The organism is Lacisediminihabitans profunda (genome assembly GCF_008040105.1).
Taxonomy (GTDB): Bacteria; Actinomycetota; Actinomycetes; order Actinomycetales; family Microbacteriaceae; genus Lacisediminihabitans; species Lacisediminihabitans profunda.
This window is the reverse complement of the sequence record NZ_VRMG01000009.1, coordinates 291,750-312,758: the sequence shown is the minus strand read 5'-3', so window position 1 is coordinate 312,758 and position 21,009 is coordinate 291,750. Positions and strand designations below refer to the sequence as shown.

The 21,009-nt window shown below is 68.3% G+C and carries 17 protein-coding genes; 10 read left to right on the top strand and 7 right to left on the bottom strand.

All coding sequences use genetic code 11. The features are described from left to right. The first annotated feature begins 1 nt into the window (after nt 1). On the top strand, nt 2-1,294 hold the full coding sequence (locus tag FVP33_RS14830; RefSeq protein WP_147784548.1) for an MFS transporter: 1,293 nt from the start codon (nt 2-4) through the stop codon (nt 1,292-1,294). Here the strand turns inward: FVP33_RS14830 and FVP33_RS14825 are convergent. The 5 genes from FVP33_RS14825 to FVP33_RS14805 form a co-directional block, all read right to left on the bottom strand. Beyond that, entirely contained in the window at nt 1,275-3,323 is a 2,049-nt protein-coding gene (locus FVP33_RS14825) for a sensor histidine kinase (RefSeq protein WP_187270734.1), read from the bottom strand. The two genes, FVP33_RS14830 and FVP33_RS14825, sit on opposite strands and share 20 nt — an antisense overlap. A 79-nt stretch (nt 3,324-3,402) precedes the next feature. Next, the gene (locus FVP33_RS14820) at nt 3,403-4,251 is read right to left on the bottom strand and encodes a transglutaminase family protein (protein ID WP_147784454.1); all 849 of its coding nucleotides are present in this window, start codon (nt 4,249-4,251) and stop codon (nt 3,403-3,405) included. Next, nucleotides 4,248-5,177 (bottom strand): alpha-E domain-containing protein, encoded by a 930-nt coding sequence (locus FVP33_RS14815; protein ID WP_147784453.1) that lies wholly within the window; start codon nt 5,175-5,177, stop codon nt 4,248-4,250. The genes FVP33_RS14820 and FVP33_RS14815 overlap by 4 nt, the downstream gene beginning before the upstream one ends. Next, nucleotides 5,171-6,925: a circularly permuted type 2 ATP-grasp protein gene (locus tag FVP33_RS14810; protein WP_147784452.1), complete on the bottom strand. Its 1,755-nt coding sequence runs from the start codon at nt 6,923-6,925 to the stop codon at nt 5,171-5,173. Before FVP33_RS14810 ends, FVP33_RS14815 begins: the two co-directional genes overlap by 7 nt. A gap of 180 nt (nt 6,926-7,105) precedes the next feature. After that, nucleotides 7,106-8,119 carry a LacI family DNA-binding transcriptional regulator gene (locus tag FVP33_RS14805; RefSeq protein ID WP_147784451.1) on the bottom strand — a complete coding sequence of 338 codons (1,014 nt, stop codon included), beginning with the start codon at nt 8,117-8,119 and terminating at the stop codon, nt 7,106-7,108. Nucleotides 8,120-8,314: 195 nt separating this feature from the next. Here FVP33_RS14805 and FVP33_RS14800 point away from each other — a divergent pair, with 195 nt between their 5' ends. From FVP33_RS14800 to FVP33_RS14760, 9 genes are all read left to right on the top strand, one after another. Further along, complete coding sequence (locus FVP33_RS14800) at nt 8,315-9,838, top strand: sugar ABC transporter ATP-binding protein (protein ID WP_246142354.1); 1,524 nt, start codon at nt 8,315-8,317, stop codon at nt 9,836-9,838. Further along, nucleotides 9,835-10,872 carry an ABC transporter permease gene (locus FVP33_RS14795; RefSeq protein ID WP_147784450.1) on the top strand — a complete coding sequence of 346 codons (1,038 nt, stop codon included), beginning with the start codon at nt 9,835-9,837 and terminating at the stop codon, nt 10,870-10,872. The genes FVP33_RS14800 and FVP33_RS14795 overlap by 4 nt, the downstream gene beginning before the upstream one ends. Then, nucleotides 10,865-11,902, top strand: coding sequence for an ABC transporter permease (locus FVP33_RS14790; protein WP_147784449.1), 1,038 nt, complete (start codon nt 10,865-10,867; stop codon nt 11,900-11,902). The genes FVP33_RS14795 and FVP33_RS14790 overlap by 8 nt, the downstream gene beginning before the upstream one ends. Before the next feature lie 59 nt (nt 11,903-11,961). Beyond that, complete coding sequence (rhaS, locus tag FVP33_RS14785; protein WP_147784448.1) at nt 11,962-13,017, top strand: rhamnose ABC transporter substrate-binding protein; 1,056 nt, start codon at nt 11,962-11,964, stop codon at nt 13,015-13,017. A 150-nt stretch (nt 13,018-13,167) separates the two neighbouring features. Further along, the gene (gene rhaI / locus FVP33_RS14780; protein ID WP_147784447.1) at nt 13,168-14,334 is read left to right on the top strand and encodes an L-rhamnose isomerase; all 1,167 of its coding nucleotides are present in this window, start codon (nt 13,168-13,170) and stop codon (nt 14,332-14,334) included. Next, nucleotides 14,334-14,675, top strand: coding sequence for an L-rhamnose mutarotase (locus tag FVP33_RS14775; RefSeq protein WP_147784446.1), 342 nt, complete (start codon nt 14,334-14,336; stop codon nt 14,673-14,675). Before rhaI ends, FVP33_RS14775 begins: the two co-directional genes overlap by 1 nt. A gap of 60 nt (nt 14,676-14,735) precedes the next feature. Next, on the top strand, nt 14,736-16,766 hold the full coding sequence (locus tag FVP33_RS14770; protein ID WP_147784445.1) for a bifunctional aldolase/short-chain dehydrogenase: 2,031 nt from the start codon (nt 14,736-14,738) through the stop codon (nt 16,764-16,766). 154 nt (nt 16,767-16,920) lie between these two features. Next, nucleotides 16,921-18,330 (top strand): rhamnulokinase, encoded by a 1,410-nt coding sequence (locus FVP33_RS14765; protein ID WP_222706735.1) that lies wholly within the window; start codon nt 16,921-16,923, stop codon nt 18,328-18,330. Next, complete coding sequence (locus FVP33_RS14760; RefSeq protein WP_147784443.1) at nt 18,327-18,527, top strand: hypothetical protein; 201 nt, start codon at nt 18,327-18,329, stop codon at nt 18,525-18,527. The genes FVP33_RS14765 and FVP33_RS14760 overlap by 4 nt, the downstream gene beginning before the upstream one ends. On the opposite strand, the gene FVP33_RS14755 is transcribed toward FVP33_RS14760, so the two are convergent. Further along, nucleotides 18,524-19,198, bottom strand: coding sequence for an SDR family NAD(P)-dependent oxidoreductase (locus FVP33_RS14755; RefSeq protein ID WP_147784442.1), 675 nt, complete (start codon nt 19,196-19,198; stop codon nt 18,524-18,526). The two genes, FVP33_RS14760 and FVP33_RS14755, sit on opposite strands and share 4 nt — an antisense overlap. Nucleotides 19,199-19,282: 84 nt before the next feature. Then, nucleotides 19,283-21,001 carry an IlvD/Edd family dehydratase gene (locus FVP33_RS14750; RefSeq protein ID WP_246142353.1) on the bottom strand — a complete coding sequence of 573 codons (1,719 nt, stop codon included), beginning with the start codon at nt 20,999-21,001 and terminating at the stop codon, nt 19,283-19,285. Nucleotides 21,002-21,009: the final 8 nt, after the last annotated feature.

The following is a 21,009-nucleotide window of genomic DNA, read 5'->3' as shown; positions in this document are numbered from 1 at the left end:
CATGTTCCGATCGCTGAGCGGCTTCAACTACCGCGTGTGGGCCGCCGGCGCGCTGGTCTCCAACGTGGGAACGTGGATGCAGCGCACCGCCCAGGACTGGATCGTGCTCACCCAGCTGACCCACCATGACGCGGCGGCGGTGGGATTCGTCATGGCGCTCCAGTTCGGCCCGCAGCTCCTCCTCCTTCCGCTCAGCGGTCTCGTCGCTGACCGCTTCGACCAGCGAAGAGTGCTCATGACCACCCAGGCGACCATGGGCGTGCTGGGCCTGGTTCTCGGCACCCTCACCGTCACCGGGGTCGTGCAGCTCTGGCACGTGTACGTGTTCGCGCTCCTGCTGGGCTGCGCCGCCGCCTTCGACGCACCGGCCAGACAGACCTTCGTTGCGCAGCTCGTGGGCCGGCAGAACCTCTCCAACGCCGTCGCCCTCAACTCGGCATCCTTCAGCGCGGCACGCATGATCGGCCCGGCCCTCGCCGGTGTACTCACGGCTCTCGTCGGTGCCGGTCCGGTGTTCCTGATCAATGCCGCCTCCTTCGGCGCGGTTCTCGTCTCCCTCAGGTTCCTCCGGGTGAGCGAGCTCCAGCGGATGGCGCGGGCGCCGCACCGACGCGGCGCGCTCGCCGAGGGCTTCCGCTACGTGCTCACCCGGCCCGACATCTGCGTGATTCTCGTCATGGTGTTCCTGATCGGCACGTTCGGCCTCAACTTCCCCATCTTCATCTCCACCATGACCACCTCCGTCTTCCACAAGGGGGCCGCCGAATTCGGCCTGCTCTCGTCGGTCATGGCAGTCGGTTCGGTGGTCGGCGCGCTGCTTTCGGCCCGGCGCGAGAAGCCTCGCCTGCGCTTTCTTTTCGCGTCGACGGCGCTCTTCGGCGTGGCCTGCATCGCCGCCGCGGTGATGCCGAGCTTCTGGGGTTTCGCCGTCGCGCTCACCGTGGTGGGCCTCGCCTCACAGACACTGATGACCACCGCGAACGGGGCGGTGCAGTTGTCGACGCCGGCCCCGGTTCGGGGCAGGGTGATGGCCATCTACATGGCGATCTTCATGGGGGGCACGCCGATCGGCGCCCCCGTCGTCGGCTGGGTCGCCAACGAGTTCGGGCCGCGCTGGGCACTGGGCGTGGGGGCGGCATCCGGAATTCTGGCCGCAGCGGTCGCCCTCGGCTGGCTGATTCGGTACCGGCACCTCCGGCTGCACTTTGCCGATCGACGGCTGAGCCTGAGCCACGACGGCCAACAGCGGTTGCAGGCCGTGCTCGCGGACGAGGTCACCGCGCAGAAGGGCTGACCGCCGGCGCCGGCTCGGTGGGGAACGTCACGCTGACCGTGGTGCCGCCGAGCACGTGGTCGCTCTCGAGGGTGAGGCGGCCACCGTGACGCTCCACGAGAGACTTCACGATCGGGAGCCCGAGCCCCGTGCCCGGGATCACCCGGAGCGCCTCCGCCGGCGATCGATAGAAGCGCTCGAACACGCGCTCGAGATCGTCGGGCGGAATACCCGGCCCCCTGTCCGTGATCGTGATGCGCACCTCATCCGCCTCGCAGGCCGTGCTCACGCTCACCGAGCCCTGAGCGTGGGAGAACTTGATGGCGTTCGAGAGGAGGTTGGAGACGATCCTCGCCAGGTCGTGGGAGGCCGATCTGACCCACGGTGACTCGGCGGAGAGCGACGTCGAGACCTCGATGCTGCGGTCTCTCGCGGTGGTGGACTGCTCGACTATGCACTCCACGACCACCGCATTGGCGTCGACGAGCGCGGCATCCCGCACGGGCATCCTGGAGGTCATGCTTCCGAGTTCGAGGAGGTCTTCCACCAGATCGGCCAGCCTCCGGGCATTGCGCAGGATCACCTGGACGTACCCGCTCTGGGTCGGATCGACGACGGAGTCCTCGAGCTCCTCGGCGAATCCGAGCATGCTCGTGATCGGGGTTCGCAGCTCATGGCTCACCGACGAGACGAAGTCGTCCTTGTGCCGGTTGAGGTCGCGCAACTGGTCCACGAGCTCCTGCTCGCGCAGCAGGGCCTTCTCGTTGGCGACCTCCAGGGCGTGACGCTCGGTGATGTCGACGAACTGCGCCGTGAGAATCGCGCCGTCGGAGTCGGGGCCGAGGGTACCGAGAAAGAACTGCACCCGCCGCCCGGTCGGTGTGGTCGTCTCACCTGCCTGGGCCGAACCGTCGCCCGCGAAGTGTTTGGCGAGGATCCGGATCACCGGATCGGGCCGGGTGAGATCGAGCATCTTCGTGGCCACTCCGGCCTCCCCGATGCCCTCCAACTCCGGCCAGCCCAACAACTGCGCCGCCGCGAGATTGCCGAGCACGATCCGCGCCTCGGGAAACACTCGGGGCTCGAGGATGAGCAGCCCCACCTGCGCACCGACGAGTCCGCCGCGCAGGAGTTGCTCCCGGGCGACCACCTGCCTGGCGAGTCGTTCGCGCTCGAGCCGCCCGGCGCCGTAGAAGAGCACGGACCCGGCCTGGGCGACGATGAAGATCTGCAGCATCTCGTCGGTGACCGTCGTACCGAAGAGCTCGGCGCGGGCGAAAGGTCCGCCGCCCAGAGAAGTGAGCACGGAGGCGACGAGGGCGGTGAAGAAAAGTTCGGCGACCACGAATCCGTAACTGAAGCGGAAGGCCGCCCAGGACAGCACCGGAAGCGTGAGAAAGGCGAGCGGAAGCGAATTGGAGAGGGAGAACACGAAGCCGACCACCGCGGCTGCGACCAGGATCTGTGTCGCCTGTTCGCTCCGGCGCCCCGAGCGGGGACCGCCGAACGACGCGAGGGCGGTGGGAACGATGACGATGACCGCCGACGCGTGGGACGCGGTGACGGCCGCCATCGTCGAGACGAAGTCGCCGCCGTCCGCGACCAGCACCACGAGGGCGGCGAGCGCGCCGATCGCGAGCGCGCCCAGTGTGGCAGCGATGAGCAGCCGGCCGACGTCCCTCATGGTGCGAAGCCCGGGATCGGGGCGGCCGCTGGACAGAAGCGAGCCGACGATCCAGGCTTCGCTCGCGTTCGCGACACCGAATCCCACGGAGACGAGAATGGGCCGGCCGGCCGAAAAGTTGGAGGCGACCCCGATGACGAAGATCAGGATCACCACGGCCCACCGCGCGCGGCGCGCGAACAGAACGGCGAGCACCGCCGCACCGGCCGCGGGCCACCAGGCGGCCGTCGTGGAGCCGGGAGGAGTGAGGAACACCGCCGAAACACCGAGGAGGTAGGTTGCGGCGAGGGCGGCGCCGATGATTCCCAAGCGCGCGGGCGAGGGCAGGGCCCGCACGACCGTCACCGCGTTGCTGTGTTGTCGCACGGTTCTCCCCCTCGAACTGGCCCCATTGTGACAGATCGGTGTTCCCGGCCGCTCGCGTGGATGCCTCGAAGGCCGTGCCTCAGCTCTCGCGGGTGATCTCCACCGTGACGAACAGCTGCGACTTGAACGGCCCCGCGTAGACGCCACGCAGCGGGGGAACGTCGTTGTAGTCGCGGCCGTGGCCGATCGTCACGTGCCGGTCGCCGATGTCGATCTGGTTCGTCGGGTCGAAGCCGCGCCAGCCGTCACCGCAGAACCACTCGACCCACGCGTGCGACTCGCCGGCCACCGTCTCTCCGATCGCGGCCTGGGGTTTCGGATGCAGGTAGCCGGAGACGTAGCGCGCGGGAATGCCCACCGAGCGCAGCGCACCGAGCGCGAGATGGGCGATGTCCTGGCAGACCCCCTTGCGGTGCGTCCAGGCCTCGGCGGCGGTCGTGTGCACTCCCGTCACACCCTGCATGTACTCCACACTCTCGCCGATGCGCACGCAGATCGCGAGGGCGGCGTCGCACGGATTGTCGGTGTCTCCGACGATCTCCTTTGCCAGTTCGACGACATCGGCCGGAGGCTCGGTGCGCTTCGTCTGCTTGCGCTGCTCCACGTACTCTGTCGCCCGCTCCGCCTCGGTGGCGAGCTGCTCCCAGGTCACCACGTGCTGCGGATGATCCCGGGGGCGCACCTCCACGAGGCTCGTCGCCGTGAGCGCGAGCTCCTGATGCGGGGTGAGGATCTCGAATGACGACACCCGGCTGCCCCAGTAGTCGACGTAGGTGTGGTGGGAGGAGATCGGCAGGATGTCGAGGTTGGAGTAGAGCACGAACTGTCCGTCACTGCTCGTCGGCAGCATCCGCGCCTCGTTGTAGCTCGCCGTGACCTCCCCGCCGTAGCGGAAGCCGGTCATGTGCTTGATGCGGAGCCGGTTCACGTGACCTCACCGACCCAGCTGGGCGCGGCATTGGTCGGGAAGTACCTCTGACGAATCGCCTCGGACGCGGCGCTCGTGGCGGCCTGCACGTTGTCCATGTGCAGGCTGAGGTCGTCGAGGATCTCGGCGATGGGCCGGTATTCGAGCTCGCTGCGGATCTGGCCGAGCAGTCGCTGCGCCTGGTCGGAGACTCCGACCCGGTCGGTGCGCGGTTCGATGTCGCGCATGCACATCTCGGCGCGGCGCACGGAGAAGAGGATGCTGCGGGGGAAGAGCCGGTCGAGCAGCAGGAACTCGGCGGCGTTGCGGGCGCTCGGCACTCCGCGGTAGGTGCGGAGATAGGCCTCGTAGGCCCCGCACGAGCGCAGGATAGTGGTCCAGGACGGCCCGCTCGCCTCGGTGAGCGACCGGGTGGAGAGCAGCCGGGCGGTCATGTCTGCGCGTTCGATCGAACGGCCCAGGGTGAAGAACTGCCACGCCTCGTCCCGGCTCGTCGCCGACTCGATGATGCCGACGGCGAGGGCGCTGCGCTCACGGACCCAGCCGAAGAATTCGTGCACCTTGTCGCTCGAGACCTTGCGCGGCATCCGCGCCCTTGTCGTGTTGAGACACTCCCAGAGCTCGCTCGACACGATCTCGCGGGCCCGGCGGGCGTTCTCCCTCGCGGCCCCGAGCGAGTACGCGATCGACGCGGGCTCGGAGCGGTCGACGGCGAGGAGTTCGAGAACGTGCTGGCGGGTGAGCACCGTGCCCTCTGGCACGTCGGTGCCCATGACGCTCAGCAGGGAACGGCAGGCGAGGTTCTCCTCGATCCACGGGTCCTCGAGCAGCAGCTGCAGGTGCACGTCGAGGATGCGCGCGGTGCCATCGGACCGCTCGATGTAGCGGCCGATCCAGAACAGGCTCTCGGCGATGCGGCTCAGCATTGCGGCTCCTCGCCGACGGTCGCGGGCTCCGCCGGGCCAGTGCGGGCGATCCGGGTCGGCGTGCCGGCCCGATCGGGCCGCCGTGACCCGGCGTGGGGTGATGGACCGGATTCGGGGGAGGGAGCCGACCGGCCCTGTTGCTGCTGTTCCTGCTGGCCCTGGCCGAGCGCACGGTCCCTGGGCGCCTGGTCGATGTGGTGCACCTCGGTGTAGACGATCGGAATCGCCTCGGCGGAGGTCGCCTGGTCGGCGACGAGCCCCTGGATCGAATGCCGGGAGACTTGCAGCGGATCCTGGCCGACGACCCAGGTGTCCTTCGATCCGCCGCCCTGGCTGCTGTTGACGACGAGCTCGCCCTCTGGCAGCGCCACGCGGGTGAGTCCGCCCGGCAGCACCCAGACATCCTTGCCGTCGTTGACGGCGAACGGGCGAAGGTCGGCGTGCCTCGGTCGCATGCCGTCCTCGACGAGGGTGGGGATGGTCGACAGCTGCACCACAGGTTGGGCGATCCAGCCTCGCGGGTCGGCCAGCAGCCGCGTGCGCAACTTGTCGAGTTCCTCCCGGCTCGCGGCCGGGCCGACGACGAGGCCCTTGCCGCCCGAGCCGTCGACGGGCTTCACGACGAGTTCGTCCAGCCTGTCGAGCACCTCCTCGAGCGATTCGGGGTCCTCGAGCCGCCACGTGTCGACGTTGGGGATGATCGCCTCCTCGCCGAGGTAGTAGCGGATCAGGTCGGGCAGGTAGGTGTAGACGAGCTTGTCGTCGGCGACCCCGTTTCCGATCGCGTTGGCGATGGTGACGTTGCCGAGGCGGGCGGCGAGCAGGAGGCCGGGCGAACCGAGCATCGAGTCCGCGCGGAACTGCAGCGGGTCGAGGAATTCGTCGTCCACCCGGCGGTAGATCACGTCCACGCGGGTGGGGCCCGCCGTCGTGCGCATCCACACCCGCCCACCGGAGCAGAAGAGGTCCCGGCCCTCGACGAGCTCCACCCCCATGAGACGGGCGAGCAGCGTGTGCTCGAAGTAGGCCGAGTTGTAGACGCCGGGGGTGAGCACGACGATCGTCGGATCATCCACCCCCTCCGGCGCACTCGCCCGCAACGCCTGCAGGAGCTTGTGCGGGTAGTCGCCGACCGGCCGCACGCGCATGCTCACGAACAGTTCGGGCAGCGTCTGGGCCATTACTCGGCGGTTGGAGATGACGTAGCTGACACCGCTGGGCACGCGAACGTTGTCTTCGAGCACCCGCCACGCGCCGTTTTCGTCGCGGATGAGGTCGATGCCGGAGACCTGGATGCGCACGCCGTTCGCCGGAACGATGCCGGCGGCCTCGCGGTGGAAGTGACTCGACGAGCTGATCAGGGCCGCCGGGATCACGCCGTCCTTGACCGCGTTCTGCTTGCCGTAGATGTCGGCGAGGAAGGCCTCGAGGGCGAGCACTCGCTGCTTGATTCCGGCCTCGACGCTCACCCACTCCGCGAGTTCGATCACCCGGGGCACCGCGTCCAGGGGAAACGGCCGTTCCTCGCCGGCGAAGTCGAACGTGACGCCCTGGGCGAGGTACGAGCTGGCGAGGGCGTCTGTGCGCCCGCGCAACTCCTCCTGGGTCATCTGGGCGAGCGCGGAATGGATCTCCCGGTACGCCGTGCGCACGGAGTCCGGCGCGGCAAACATCTCATCCCAGGCCTTCGCACCGGTCTTTCGACCCGTGGTTGCCTGGGCGCCGTATCCGTCGAACAGGCCATCCATGGTGTGAGCCTAGACGGAAGATGTTGCGGCGTTGTTTCGCCGCTGCGTACCCGGCGTTTCGCGGTCGCCTCCCCTTCCGAAATCCATGCTCCGCTTGCCTCGACTCGGCGTGTTGCGCACGGCGCGCCGAGGCAGCGGACGAAATGCATGGATTTCGGAAGGGGAGAAGAGGGGAGGAGATCAGGCGCGGCGCACGGTGCTCTCTCGCGCGACGAGCTTGGGCTGGAATACCACCTGCCGAGGCGAGAGCGCGGGATCGGCGGCCTCTTCGAGCAGGATCTCGACTGCCGTCTGCCCAATGAGGGCGCTCGGCTGGCGGATGGACGACAGCGGCACGACCGCGGCACTGGCGAAGTCGATGTCGTCGTAGCCGATGAGCGCGATCTGGTCGGGAACCCGCACGTCGGCGCCCTGCATCATCAGGGCCTGAAGCACCCCCATCGCCACGAGGTCGTTGGCCGCAAACACCGCGTCGGGACGGTCCTCCGGAGCACGAGCCACGAGGCCGGCCCCGGCGATTCGGCCCTCGATCACACTGAGGGCGTCGAGGTGGATCACCTCGAGAGTGGCATCCGGATGCGCCGCGACTGCGGCCCGGGCGCCCTCGAGCCGGTCGACGACCTGCTGGATCTCCATCGGCCCGCCGATGAAGGCGATACGGCGACGCCCCTGGGAGATGAGGTGCTCCACCGCAAGCGCGCCACCGTCGACGTCATCGACCGATACCGAGCTGAAGGAGGTGTCGTCACTCGTGCGGTCGACGAGCACCGCGGGAATCCTGCGCTCTCTCAGCCGCCGGAGTCGGTCGGTGATGTCGCCGATCGGAGAAATGAGCACGCCATGTACCCGCTGCACCTCGAACAGGTCGAGGTAAGTCGCCTCCCGGTCCGTCTTTTCGTCGCTGTTGCCGAGGATCACCGAAAAGCCATCTCTGGCCGCCCGGTCTTCCGCTCCGCGGGCCACGTCGGTGAAGAAGGGGTTGCGCACGTCGAGCACGACGAGCCCGATGGTGGAGCTGTGACCCGCCCGCAGCTGCCGCGCGGCATCGTTACGAACGAAACCGAGCTGATTTATGGCCGCCTGAACCCGCGCGGAGACGGCGGCCGAGACCTTCTCGGGGCGATTCATCACGTTGGAGACAGTGCCGACCGAGACGCCCGCTAGGGCGGCGACATCCTTGACACTGGCTGACATCTGATTCCTCGAGTTTGATCGGCCGACGCCCCACTGCGTCACTCATTGCATGATGCCAGTAAACGCGCGCCTCACAAGACCGAATTCCGAGCGATTCAGAGTCCAGCTTGACGAGTGGACGCCGGAGTCATAGAGTGCATTTCGTTCCCGTTGTTAAAACGATTCAATAACCTCACAGTGGAGGATCAGGCGTCAATGACGATGAGCCCCAATAGCCCCGCACCCGCAGCCCTCGAACTCCGCGGGGTCGCCAAGTCGTTCGGCGCCGTCGTCGCGCTCGCCTCCGCCGACCTGCGCCTGGAGATGAACTCGATCCACGCCCTCGTCGGCGAGAACGGCGCCGGCAAGTCCACGCTCGTGAAAATCGTCGCCGGTCTCTACCAGCGCGACGCCGGTGATTTCCTCCTCCGTGGCGAATCGGTCGACTTCACCTCCACCGCCCAGGCCAAGGCGGCCGGCATCGCCGTCATCTACCAGGAGCCGACGCTATTCCCCGACCTGTCGGTCACCGAGAACATCTTCATGGGCCGCCAGCCGACGGATCGATACGGTCGAATCGACCGCAGGGCGATGAAGGCCGAGGCCTCGCAGATCTTCGAGCGGCTCGCAGTGCACATGGACCTCGATCGCCCGGCGGAGGGCCTGTCGATCGCCGATCAGCAACTCATCGAGATCGCCAAGGCGATCTCCCTCGACGCTCGCGTTCTCATCATGGATGAGCCGACGGCGGCACTCAGCGGTGTAGAGGTCGACCGGCTGTTCGCCGTCGCCCGCAGCCTGCGCGACGAGGGCCGTGGGATCGTCTTCATCTCCCATCGCTTCGACGAGGTGTTCGCGTTGAGCGACACGATCACGGTCATGCGCGACGGCCGCTACATCTCGACGGATGCGATCACCGACGTCACGGAAGACGAGATCGTTCGACGGATGGTGGGCCGCGACATCACCGAGCTCTTCCCGAAGGAAGAGGCAGTGATCGGCGACGTGCTTCTCCAGGTCGACGACATCTCGTCGACCGGGGTCTTCAGCAACGTCAGCTTCTCCGTGCGCTCCGGCGAGATCGTCGCCCTGGCCGGACTGGTCGGCGCGGGGCGCAGCGAGATCGCGCGCGCCGTGTTTGGCGTCGACGGGTACGACAGTGGCACCGTCACCCTCGGCGGCCGCCGCGTTCCCCGGCACAATCCGGCCGCCGCGATGACCCTCGGCCTGGCGCTCGTGCCCGAGGACCGCCGCAAGCAGGGCCTCATCCTCGAATCGTCCGTCGCGCGCAATGCCACGCTCTCCATCCGCACGAAGCTGAGCCGATTCGGTTTCATCACCTCCCGGGCCGAGAACGCGGCGGCCCGCATCTGGGCCACACGATTGCAGGTCAAATCGAGCGCGCTCGACACCCTCGCGGGAACGCTCAGTGGCGGTAACCAGCAGAAGGTCGTGCTCGGCAAGTGGCTCGCCACCGAGCCGACCGTGCTCATCATCGACGAGCCGACCCGCGGGATCGACGTCGGCACCAAGGCCGAAGTCCATCGTCTGCTGTCCGACCTGGCCGGCCGCGGATTGGGAATTCTCATGATCTCGTCCGAACTCCCCGAGGTGCTCGGAATGGCCGACCGCGTGCTCGTCGTGCGCGAGGGCCGGATCACCGCCGAAATAGCCCGAGCCGACGCGACGGCCGAGTCCGTCATGTTCGCCGCGACCCACGCCGAGGAGCCGGTCCGATGACACTCACCAGCACAGAACGACCGCCGACGAACGCGGTCGCCCGGCTCACCGGCCAGTTCTTCCGCTCCCGCGAGACGGGTATTCTTGCGGCGCTCGTCATCGTCATCGCGGTGACGACAATCGTCAACCCGACCTTCCTGTTCAGCTCCGACGGGTTCCGCGACCTGCTCCTCACGCCGTCGATCCTCATCCTCATCGCGGTGGGACAGGCGATGGTGATCATCACCCGAAGCGTGGATCTCTCGGTCGGCTCGGTCGTGGGGCTCACCGCCTACCTCGCCGGTCGCCTCTTCATTGACGTGCCGGGCATCCCCATCATCGCCGTGTTCCTGATCGCGGTCGCCGGCGGCGCCCTTCTCGGACTCGTCAATGGACTCCTCGTGGCCTACGGCAAGGTTCCGGCGCTGGTGATCACCCTCGGCACCCTGTATGCCTATCGCGGCATCAATGTGCTCTGGACCGGGAGCAACCGAATCAACTCCTCCGACATGCCGAAGGCCTTCCTGGGCCTCGGCACCCAGACCCTCCTCTTCATCCCCTCCCTCACGATCATTGCGCTCGTCGTCGTTCTCGCCGCGGGCTGGTACCTGCGCAACAAGCGCGGCGGCCGCGAGCTCTACGCGATCGGCTCCGACCCGGATGCGGCAGAACTCTACGGCCTGCGCGTTCCGCGACGCATCGTCACCGCCTTCGTACTCAGCGGCGCCCTCGCCGGGCTCGCGGGCATCCTGTTCGCCGCCCGGTACGGCACCACGAATTCGCAGACCGGAACCGGGTTGGAGCTGCAGGCGGTCGGTGCAGCGGTTATCGGCGGTGTCGCTATCTTCGGCGGAAGCGGCACGGTGTACGGTGCCGCGATCGGCGCGGTGCTGCTTCTCACCATCAACCGCGCACTCCCGATCCTCGGCATCCAGGACTTCTGGCAACAGGCCGTCGTCGGAGCGCTCATCATCGGCGCCATCGTTCTCGATCGGCTGCTCGCCCTTCGACTTTCCCGCAAACTGACCTCGGAACGGCAGGTGTCTCATGACTAGCCTCGACACCCGCTCACCCCTCGCGGCGAAGACGATCGCGAACTACGGTCGCCCGCTCTGGCGGCGCTGGCTCCTGAGCCGGGAGAGCGCCGTGATCGTGGCCGTGATCCTGGTTTGGGTGATCGCCTCCTCCGTCGTGCCCTACTTCGGCACGACCACGACGCTCGACTTCCTGCTTCTCGACGCGACGCCGATCCTCCTGATCGCGCTACCGATGACTTTCGTGATCATCACCGGAGAGATCGACCTCTCGGTGGCGAGCACTTTGGGGCTCTCGAGCGTGATGCTTGGGGTGCTGACCAAGGGCGGCATGCCCATCGAACTCGCGATGGTCTTTTGCCTGGTCGTGGGACTCCTCGCCGGTGCGGTCAACGGGTTCCTCGTCACGATCGTGGGACTGCCCTCGCTCGCCGTGACGATCGGCACCCTCGCCCTCTTCCGCGGCATCGCGGTCGGTCTTCTCGGCACGACCGCGATCACCACCTTCCCGCCGTTCTGGCAGAACCTCGCCCAGGCGCGATTCGGCCTCACCGGGATCCCGGTGGTCATGGTGCTCGTCGTCGTACTCATCGTGATCTTCGCGCTCGTGCTGCACGTCACGCCGTTCGGTCGCGGCCTATTCGCCCTCGGCCTGAGCAAGGACACGGCCACGTTCTCGGGCGTCAAGGTCAATCGCGCCAAGTTCATCGCCTTCCTGCTCACCGGACTCATCTCGGCCCTCGCCGGCATCTACTGGACGCTCCGCTACGGAAGCGCGCGCGGCGACAATGCGACCGGCCTCGAGCTCTCGGTGATCGCGGCGGTGCTCCTCGGCGGAGTCTCGATCTTCGGCGGCAAGGGAGCGCTGCACGGCGTCATCGCCGGGGTGCTGCTCATCGGGGTGCTGCAAAGCGCCCTCCGCCTGGCCAACGTCAGCTCCGACGCCATCAACATCATCATCGGGACGCTGCTCATCGTGTCAGTGCTCTCCCCACGGATTCTTGCCTGGGCTCGACGGCTTCGACCGTCGGCGCCCAGGCAAAGAAAATAGGCGCCCCACTGCACAGGAGCGCCGCCTGCATCACCATCCCAACGAAAGGAAGCACAACGATGTTGTTTCAGAAATCCAGCACGCGCACCGTCACGCGCACGCTGAGCCTCACCGCAGCGGCGATCGCCCTGGCCCTGGTGGCGACCGGCTGCTCGGCGGGCACCGCCGGCGGGTCCGGGTCGTCCGGGTCGTCCGGCTCGAAGAACTACAAGATCACCTTCCTGCCGAAGAACCTCGGCAACGCCTACTTCGACACCTCGGACAAGGGCGGCGCCGCGGCCATCAAGGAGTTCAAGGGAACCTACGCCGAGGTCGGACCGGCCACCGCCACCGCCGACGCGCAGGTCAGTTACATCAACACCCTCACGCAGCAGAACGTCGGGGCGATCGTGCTCTCCGCCGATGACCCGACCGCCGTGGGCAGCGCCCTCACCCAGGCCAAGGCCGCCGGGGTGAAGATCGTCACCTTCGACTCGGACACCGACGCCAAGTACCGCGACATCTTCATCAACCAGGCCACCGCCGACGGCATCGCGAAGATCGAGGTCGACCTCATCACCAAGCAGATCGGTGACAAGGGCGAGGTGGCCATCCTCTCCGCCGCGGCCAACGCGACGAACCAGAACGCGTGGATCGACCTTATGAAGAAGGATCTCGCCGCCAACCACCCGAACGTCAAGCTCGACGACGTCGTCTACGGCAACGACGACGATCAGACGTCGTTCGACAAGACCGCCGCACTGCTGCAGACGTACCCCAACCTGAAGGGCATCATCTCGCCCACCACGGTCGGAATCGCCGCCGCCGCGCGCTACCTGTCGACCTCCGCCTACAAGGGCAAGGTCGCACTGACCGGTCTCGGAACCCCGAACCAGATGCGGGACTACGTCAACGACGGAACGGTCACGGCGTTCGCGCTGTGGAACCCGGCCGACCTCGGCTACCTCGCCTCCTATGCGGCGAAGGCCCTGATCGACGGCACGATCACCGGCAAGGAGGGCGACAGCTTCAAGGCTGGCAAGCTCGGCACCTTCAAGGTCGGCGCCAAGGGCACCGTTCTTCTCGGCGACCCGTACACGTTCGACAAGAGCAACATCGCGAAGTTCAACTTCTAAGCAGCACCCACGGAGGCCGGGGTCGGCGGAGCAGTTCCGCCGACCCCGGCACCACCCGCTGGCGTCACTGCCGGCCAGGCCCTATTATTGAAACGATTCACCTAACTTCACCCTCTGCCGCTGAACCACGAGAAGGACACGAGAACTCCAATGGCGCAATTCACCCAGATCGCTGAGCTGCTCGCCCAGCAGGCCATCGAGCTTCCCTCGTGGGCGTTCGGCAATTCGGGCACCCGCTTCAAGGTGTTCGGCACGCCGGGCACACCGCGCACACCGCAGGAGAAGATCGCGGATGCCGCGCAGGTGAACAAATACACGGCCCTGTCGCCGACGGTCGCCCTGCACATCCCGTGGGACAAGGTCGACGACTACGCGGCCCTCGGCGCTTTCGCGACCGACCACGGCGTCGCGCTCGGCACCATCAACAGCAACACGTTCCAGGACGACGACTACAAGTTCGGCAGCCTCACCCATGTCGATCCGGCGGTGCGGCAGAAGGCCATCGACCACCACTTCGAGTGCATCGACATCATGCACGCGACCGGCTCGCGGGATCTGAAGATCTGGCTCGCGGACGGCACCAACTACCCGGGCCAGGGCGACATCCGCGGCCGCCAGGACCGCCTCGCGGACTCACTCGCGAAGATCTACGCCCGCATCGGCGAGAGCCAGCGGCTCGTGCTCGAGTACAAGTTCTTCGAGCCGGCGTTTTACCACACCGACGTTCCGGACTGGGGTACCTCCTACGCCCAGGTCTCGGCCCTCGGCGAGCGCGCCCTCGTCTGCCTGGACACCGGCCACCACGCGCCGGGCACCAACATCGAGTTCATCGTGGCCCAGCTGCTGCGACTCGGCAAGCTCGGCTCGTTCGACTTCAACTCCCGCTTCTACGCCGACGACGACCTCATCGTCGGTGCCGCCGACCCGTTCCAGCTGTTCCGCATCCTCTACGAGGTGATCCGCGGCGGCGGCTTCGGACCGGACTCGGGAGTCGCGTTCATGCTCGACCAGTGCCACAACGTCGAAGACAAGATCCCCGGCCAGATCCGCTCCGTGCTCAACGTGCAGGAGATGACGGCACGCGCGCTGCTCGTCGACGGGGCCGCGCTGAAGGCGGCACAGGATGCCGGGGACGTGCTCGGCGCCAACGGCATCCTCATGGACGCCTTCTACACCGACGTGCGCGGCGACCTCGCCGCCTGGCGCGAGTCCCGCGGCCTCGCCGGCGACCCGATGGCCGCCTACGCGGCATCCGGCTACCAGGCCGGCATCGCCGCCGACCGCGTCGGCGGTGTGCAGGCCGGCTGGGGAGCCTGATGGAGCGCGTGTGCTTCACCCTTCAGGTTCGACCCGACCTTCTGGACGAGTACCGGCGGCGTCACGCCGAGGTCTGGCCGGAGATGCTGGAGGAGATCCGGCTCTCCGGGCGTCGCAACTACAGCCTCTTCCTTCGGCCGGACGGCCTCCTCGTCGGCTACTACGAGACGGCCTCCGACTCGACGTCGGCCGAGTACCTCGCAAGGTCAGCGGTCGCAGCGCGCTGGGAGGCCGAGATGAAGCCGTTCTTCGTCTCGATCGCCGAGCGCGCCGACCAGGACGCCCCACGGCTGGACGAGGTCTTCCATCTGGAGGCCGGAGCCCCCGCAGCGGTCGACTGACTGACGCGACCATCACCCGCACAACAGCTCCCTGAGGAGCGACACCATCGAGGAAGAGCAATGACCGCCAAGCAGGATCTCATCAACCGCAGCAATCGCCTGGGCTCGGACCCGCGCGTCACGAACTACGCGGGGGGCAACACCTCCGCGAAGGGCTTCGAGACCGACCCGGTCACGGGCGAGCCCGTCGAGCTGCTCTGGGTGAAGGGCTCGGGGGGCGACCTGGGAACCCTCACCGAGTCCGGGCTCGCGGTGCTGCGCCTGGACCGGTTGCGCGCCCTCTCCGCGGTCTACCCCGGGGTGGACCGCGAGGATGAGATGGTCGCGGCGTTCGACTACACCCTGCACGGAAAGGGGGGTGCAGCGCCCTCGATCGACACGGCCATGCACGGGCTGGTGGATGCCGCGCACGTCGACCACCTGCATCCCGACTCCGGCATCGCCTTCGCCACCTCCGCCGACGGCGAGGAGCTCACCGCCAAGGCGTTCGGCGAGAATGTGGTCTGGGTGCCCTGGCGCCGGCCGGGCTGGCAGCTCGGCGAGGACATCGCGGCGATCAAGAGCGCCCACCCCAACGCGATCGGCTGCGTCCTCGGCGGCCACGGCATCACCGCCTGGGGCGACACGAGCGCCGAAGCGGAGGCCAACTCGCTCTGGATCATCGAGACCGCCGAAAAGTTCATCGCCACCAACGGGCGGGCCGAACCATTCGGAACCGCCTTGGCCGGTTACGCCCCGTTGAGCCCGGAATCCCGGGCCGCCCGGGCCGCCGCCCTCGCCCCGACCCTGCGCGGGCTCGCCTCCACCGACCGCGCCCTGGTCGGCCACTTCACCGATGCCGAGGTCGTTCTCGACTTCCTCGAGCGCTCGGAGCACCCCCGCCTCGCCGCCCTCGGCACGAGCTGCCCCGACCACTTCCTGCGCACCAAGGTCAAGCCGATGCTGCTCGACCTGCCGCCGACCGCGACCCTCGAGGAGCAGCTCGCGCGCTTTCACGAGCTCCACGCCGAGTACCGCGCCGACTACCAGGCCTATTACGACCGCAATGCGACTGCGGACAGTCCCGCCATCCGGGGTGCCGACCCGCTCATCATCCTCGTGCCCGGCGTCGGCATGTTCAGCTACGGCGCGAACAAGCAGACCGCCCGGGTGGCGAGCGAGTTCTACATCAACGCCATCAACGTGATGCGGGGTGCCGAGGCGATCTCCCGCTACGCGCCCATCGACGAGGCGGAGAAATTCCGCATCGAGTACTGGGCGCTCGAAGAGGCCAAGCTGCAGCGGATGCCGAGGCCTAAGCCCCTCGCCACCCGCGTCGCGCTCGTCACCGGCGCGGCATCCGGAATCGGCAAGGCCATCGCCACCCGTCTCGCCGCCGAGGGGGCCTGCGTCGTGATCGCCGACCTCGACCTCGAGAAGGCGCAGGCCGCCGCCGCGGAACTCGGAACCACGGATGTCGCGATCGGCGTGCAGGCCAACGTCACCGACGAGGACCAGGTGCAGGCCGCCGTCGACGCCACCGTGCTCGCGTTCGGCGGTCTCGACCTCGTGGTCAACAACGCCGGTCTGTCCCTGTCGAAGTCCCTGCTCGAGACCACCGTCGCGGACTGGGACCTGCAGCACAACGTGATGGCCAAGGGATCGTTCCTCGTCTCCCGCGCGGCCGCGAGGGTACTCATCGACCAGAAGCTCGGCGGCGACATCGTCTATATCTCGAGCAAGAACTCGATCTTCGCCGGCCCCAACAACATCGCGTACTCCGCCACCAAGGCGGACCAGGCCCACCAGGTGCGACTGCTGGCCGCCGAACTCGGCGAACACGGCGTGAAGGTCAACGGCATCAACCCCGACGGCGTCGTGCGCGGCTCCGGCATCTTCGCCGGCGGCTGGGGCGCCAAGCGCGCCGCCGTCTACGGCGTTCCGGAGGAGGACCTCGGCAAGTACTACGCCCAGCGCACGCTGCTGAAGCGCGAGGTGCTGCCCGAGAACGTGGCCAACGCCGTCTTCGTGCTCTGCTCCGCGGACCTCAGCCACACGACCGGCCTGCACATCCCGGTCGACGCCGGCGTCGCCGCGGCCTTCCTCCGATGACCGGACACGGCTCCCCCCGCCCTCCCGGCCCTTCCCGCCCTTCCCGCCCTTCCGAAATCCATGCAATCGTGATGCTCCGGCGGCGTGTTGACACAGACACGCCGGGCCCCACCGAGAAATGCATGGATTTCGGAAGAGGATGCGGGGGCTGGCGATGACGGAGGCGGTGGCCGCGGTCGACCTCGGCGCGACGAGCGGGCGGGTGATGCTCGGCTACGTCGGGCCGAACGAGTTACGCCTGGAGTCGGTGGCGCGGTTTCCCAACGGGCCGGTGACCGGTGCGGACGGCATCCACTGGCCGATCGATCGGCTCTTCGCCGACGTGCGCGCCGGGCTCGCCGACGCCGGCCGCCGGGAGCCGGGTCTTCGCAGCATCGGGGTCGATGCGTGGGCCGTGGACTACGCCCTGCTGCGCGAGGGACGGATGCTCGGCGCCCCGCACCACTACCGCGACGAGCGCAACTTCCGCGGCGTCGACGCCGTGCTGGCGGCCCTGACGCCGGCCGAACTGTACGCGGCGAATGGCCTGCAGCACCTGCCGTTCAACACCCTCTTCCAGCTCTCCGCCGATCTCGCCGACGGCACCCTCGCCGGGGCCGATTCGATGCTGCTCATCCCCGACCTCATCGCCTTCTGGCTCACCGGTCGGCCGGCCGCCGAGCGCACCAACGCCTCCACGACGGGCCTGCTCGACCTCCGCGGCGGCTGGAATGACGCCCTCATCGCGAGACTCGGCCTGCCGCGCGGCCTCTTCCCCGAGCTCATCGACGCCGGCACCACCCTCGGCACGCTCGCGGCCGCCATGGCCCTGGAGCTCGGCCTGCCGGAGTCGACCGTCGTGACGGCCGTCGGATCCCACGACACGGCATCCGCCGTTCTCGCCGTGCCGGCGGTCGACAGCGACTTCGCCTACATCAGCTGCGGCACCTGGGGCCTGGTCGGGGTGGAGCTCGACGCGCCGATCGTCACCGAGGCCGCCCGCCTCGCCAACTTCACCAACGAGGGCGGAGTGGATGGGCGGGTGCGCTTCCTGCACAACGTCATGGGCACCTGGCTGCTGAGCGAGTCGCTTCGCAGCTGGCAGACGGATGACCTCGCCGGCCTCCTGGCGGCGGCCGCGGCCGTGACGACGGAGGTCTCGGTCTTCGACGCCGACGACCCCCGCTTCCTCGCGCCAGGCGACATCCCGGCGCGGATCGCCGACTACTGCGGGGAGCATGGCCTGCCGGTGCCGCAGGGCCGCGCCGAATACGTGCGGAGCATCGTCGAGAGCCTCGCCGCGACCTTCGCGCGCACGGTGCAGCTCGCGAGCGAGCTCTCGGGCACGACGGTGTCTGCGGTGCACCTGGTGGGGGGCGGATCCCAGAATGAACTGCTCTGCCAGCTGACGGCCGACCGCTGCGCCCTACCGGTGCTCGCCGGGCCGACCGAGGCCACGGCCATCGGCAACGTGCTCGTCCAGGCTCGCGCGCTCGGGCTCATCACGGGGACCGTCGAGTCGCTGCGCGCGCGGGTGGCCTCCAGCATCGAGGTGCGACGCTACCTGCCGGGGGGCCGGCGGTGAGACACCACGACGCCGCGGGCGGCTACCTCGACATCAAGGTCGTCAGCGAGCGCTATCTGGATGAGGCGGCCGAGCACGCGGAGCACCCGACGCGGGCATCGCTCGACGGCGCCAGAATCGTGTGGTCGCGCGTCGCGGACCGCACCCTCGCCAACGAGTGGGCCTTCGGCCGGAACCCGCCTGGGCAGTACGCCTAGTAGGTGGCGCGGCCGCCGCTGATGTCGTACACGCTGCCGGTGGAGAAGCTGCACTCGTCGGACGCGAGCCAGTAGACGAGGTTCGCCACCTCATCCGCCCTGCCGAGCCTGCCCATCGGGATCTTCGAGATCATGTAGTCGAGCACCTCCGGGGTGTTCGCCGCATTCATCGGCGTCTCGATCACCGCGGGGGCGATCGCGTTGACGAGCACGCCGCTCGTGGCGAGCTCCTTGCCGAGGGACTTGGTGAGGCCGATGACCGCCGCCTTCGACGTCGAGTAGGCGCTGAGGTTGGGGTTGCCCTCCTTGCCGGCAATGCTCGCCATCGTGACGATGCGGCCCCAACCCCTCTCGCGCATGCCGGGCACGACGGCTCGGCAGAGGTTGAAGACGCCGGTGATATTCACGTCGAGAGTCTTCTGCCACGACCGGTCGTCGACCTCCCAGAGCGGCAGGTTCGGACCGATGATGCCGGCGCTGTTGATGAGGATGTCGATCTGCCCGATCTCCGCCACCGCCCGGTTCACCGCGGCGGAGTCGCTCACATCGAGGGAGAAGTCGGCGTCGGGCGACAGATCGAGGGAGAAGGTCTCGATTCCCTCCCGACGGAGTCGCGCCACGCACGCCTCGCCGATCCCGCTCTGTGCGCCGGTGACGATCGCGCGTCTCATGCCTGGCCCTCGTGCGGGAGTGCCTCGTGCAGGCGCACGCCGAGCGCGCCCCCGTCCTCTCCCAGGCCGGCGCGCGACGCCACCTCAGTGGGACTCACGCGTCACCCGGTCTCCGCTCGATCCGACCAGGAAGTCGAGGTCGGCCCCGGTGTCTGCCTGCATCACATGCTCGACATACAGCTTGGCCCAGCCGCGCTGCGGCGCCGCGTACGCGGCCTCGCTCGCCGCGCTCTGTCCGCGCAAGGCGAGTTCGGCATCCGACACGGCGAGGCTGAGCGACCGGCCGGCGACATCGACTGTGATGATGTCCCCCGTGCGCACGAAGGCGAGCGGCCCACCGGCGGCGGCCTCGGGCGCGACATGCAGGATGACGGTGCCGTAGGCGGTGCCGCTCATTCTGGCGTCGCTGATGCGCACCATGTCGCGCACGCCCTGCTCGAGGAGCTTGCGGGGGAGCGGCATGTTGCCGACTTCGGGCATTCCCGGGTAGCCGCGGGGGCCGCACCCGCGCAGCACGAGCACGGAGTCGGCGGTCACGTCGAGGTCCGGGTCGTCCAGACGGGCCCGCATGTCTTCGATGCTGTCGAAGACGACGGCCGGTCCGGTGTGCTGCAGCAGCTCCGCGGTCGCCGCGGCGGGCTTGATGATGGCACCGCGCGGAGCGAGATTGCCCCGCAGCACGGCGATGCCGGCATCCGCCATGAGCGGGCTCTCCCGCGGAAAGATCACGGTCTCGTCGAAGACCGGCTGGTCGGTGAGGTACTCCACGAGCGGACGGCCGGTGACGGTGATCGGTACGGGGCTGAACAGCTCCTTCACCTGGGAGAGGGCGGCGAGAACCCCGCCGGCCCGGTAGAGGTCGCCCATGAGGAAGGTGCCTGAGGGCTGGAGATTGACCATGAGCGGCACGTCCCGACCGGCGGCGTCGAAGTCGTCGAGCGTGAGGTCGAGCCCCAGGCGACCGGCGATCGCGAGGAGGTGCACGACAGAGTTGGTCGAGCCGCCGACGGCGGCCACCGCGACGATCGCGTTGAGGAAGGACTCCCGGGTGAGGATGTCGCTCGGTCGGCGGTCCTCCCGGATCATGTCCACGATGAGCCGGCCGGTCTCGTGCGAGAGGGCGAGCAGCCGGGAGTCGGGGGCCGGCGTGCCCGCGAACCCGGGAATGGTCATCCCGAGCGCCTCGGCCACGACGGCCATCGTCGACGCGGTGCCCATGGTGTTGCAGTGGCCCTTGCTGCGGATCATCGACGACTCGGACTGCAGGAACTGGCCGTTGGTGATCTGGCCGCCCCGCACCTCCTCGCTGAGCCGCCAGACGTCGGTTCCGCAGCCCAGGGCCTCGCCGCGGAAGTGGCCGGTGAGCATCGGGCCACCGGGCACCACGATCGCCGGGAGATCGACGGAGGCCGCGGCCATGAGCAGGGCGGGGATGGTCTTGTCGCACCCGCCGAGCAGCACGACGCCGTCGATCGGGTTGGCGCGGAGCATCTCCTCGATGGCCATCGCCGCCATGTTGCGCCAGAGCATGGCCGTGGGTTTCACCTGCGTCTCGCCAAGAGACACCACCGGGAGGTTGTACGGCACCCCGCCGGCCTCCCAGATCCCCTGCTTCACGCTCTCCGCAACCTCGTTCAGGTGGGAGTTGCACGGCGTGAGGTCGGAGGCGGTGTTGGCGATGGCGATCTGCGGTTTGGTCGCATCGAGGGCATTGTCCGGGAGGCCGCGTCTCATCCAGGCGCGATGGATATACGAGTTCCGGTCCTGGCCGGCATACCACTCGGCGCTACGAAGGTCATCCACGGTGATTC

What these genes read in the sequence shown, in the direction of transcription:
- FVP33_RS14755 (WP_147784442.1), bottom strand. Translation starts at nt 19,198, where the DNA reads ATGAGACGCGCGATCGTCACCGGCGCACAGAGCGGGATCGGCGAGGCG.
- FVP33_RS14775 (WP_147784446.1), top strand. Translation starts at nt 14,334, where the DNA reads ATGGAGCGCGTGTGCTTCACCCTTCAGGTTCGACCCGACCTTCTGGAC.
- FVP33_RS14815 (WP_147784453.1), bottom strand. Translation starts at nt 5,177, where the DNA reads ATGCTGAGCCGCATCGCCGAGAGCCTGTTCTGGATCGGCCGCTACATC.
- rhaI (WP_147784447.1), top strand. Translation starts at nt 13,168, where the DNA reads ATGGCGCAATTCACCCAGATCGCTGAGCTGCTCGCCCAGCAGGCCATC.
- FVP33_RS14795 (WP_147784450.1), top strand. Translation starts at nt 9,835, where the DNA reads ATGACACTCACCAGCACAGAACGACCGCCGACGAACGCGGTCGCCCGG.
- FVP33_RS14810 (WP_147784452.1), bottom strand. Translation starts at nt 6,925, where the DNA reads ATGGATGGCCTGTTCGACGGATACGGCGCCCAGGCAACCACGGGTCGA.
- FVP33_RS14800 (WP_246142354.1), top strand. Translation starts at nt 8,315, where the DNA reads ATGACGATGAGCCCCAATAGCCCCGCACCCGCAGCCCTCGAACTCCGC.
- FVP33_RS14830 (WP_147784548.1), top strand. Translation starts at nt 2, where the DNA reads ATGTTCCGATCGCTGAGCGGCTTCAACTACCGCGTGTGGGCCGCCGGC.
- FVP33_RS14805 (WP_147784451.1), bottom strand. Translation starts at nt 8,119, where the DNA reads ATGTCAGCCAGTGTCAAGGATGTCGCCGCCCTAGCGGGCGTCTCGGTC.
- FVP33_RS14765 (WP_222706735.1), top strand. Translation starts at nt 16,921, where the DNA reads ATGACGGAGGCGGTGGCCGCGGTCGACCTCGGCGCGACGAGCGGGCGG.
- rhaS (WP_147784448.1), top strand. Translation starts at nt 11,962, where the DNA reads ATGTTGTTTCAGAAATCCAGCACGCGCACCGTCACGCGCACGCTGAGC.
- FVP33_RS14790 (WP_147784449.1), top strand. Translation starts at nt 10,865, where the DNA reads ATGACTAGCCTCGACACCCGCTCACCCCTCGCGGCGAAGACGATCGCG.
- FVP33_RS14770 (WP_147784445.1), top strand. Translation starts at nt 14,736, where the DNA reads ATGACCGCCAAGCAGGATCTCATCAACCGCAGCAATCGCCTGGGCTCG.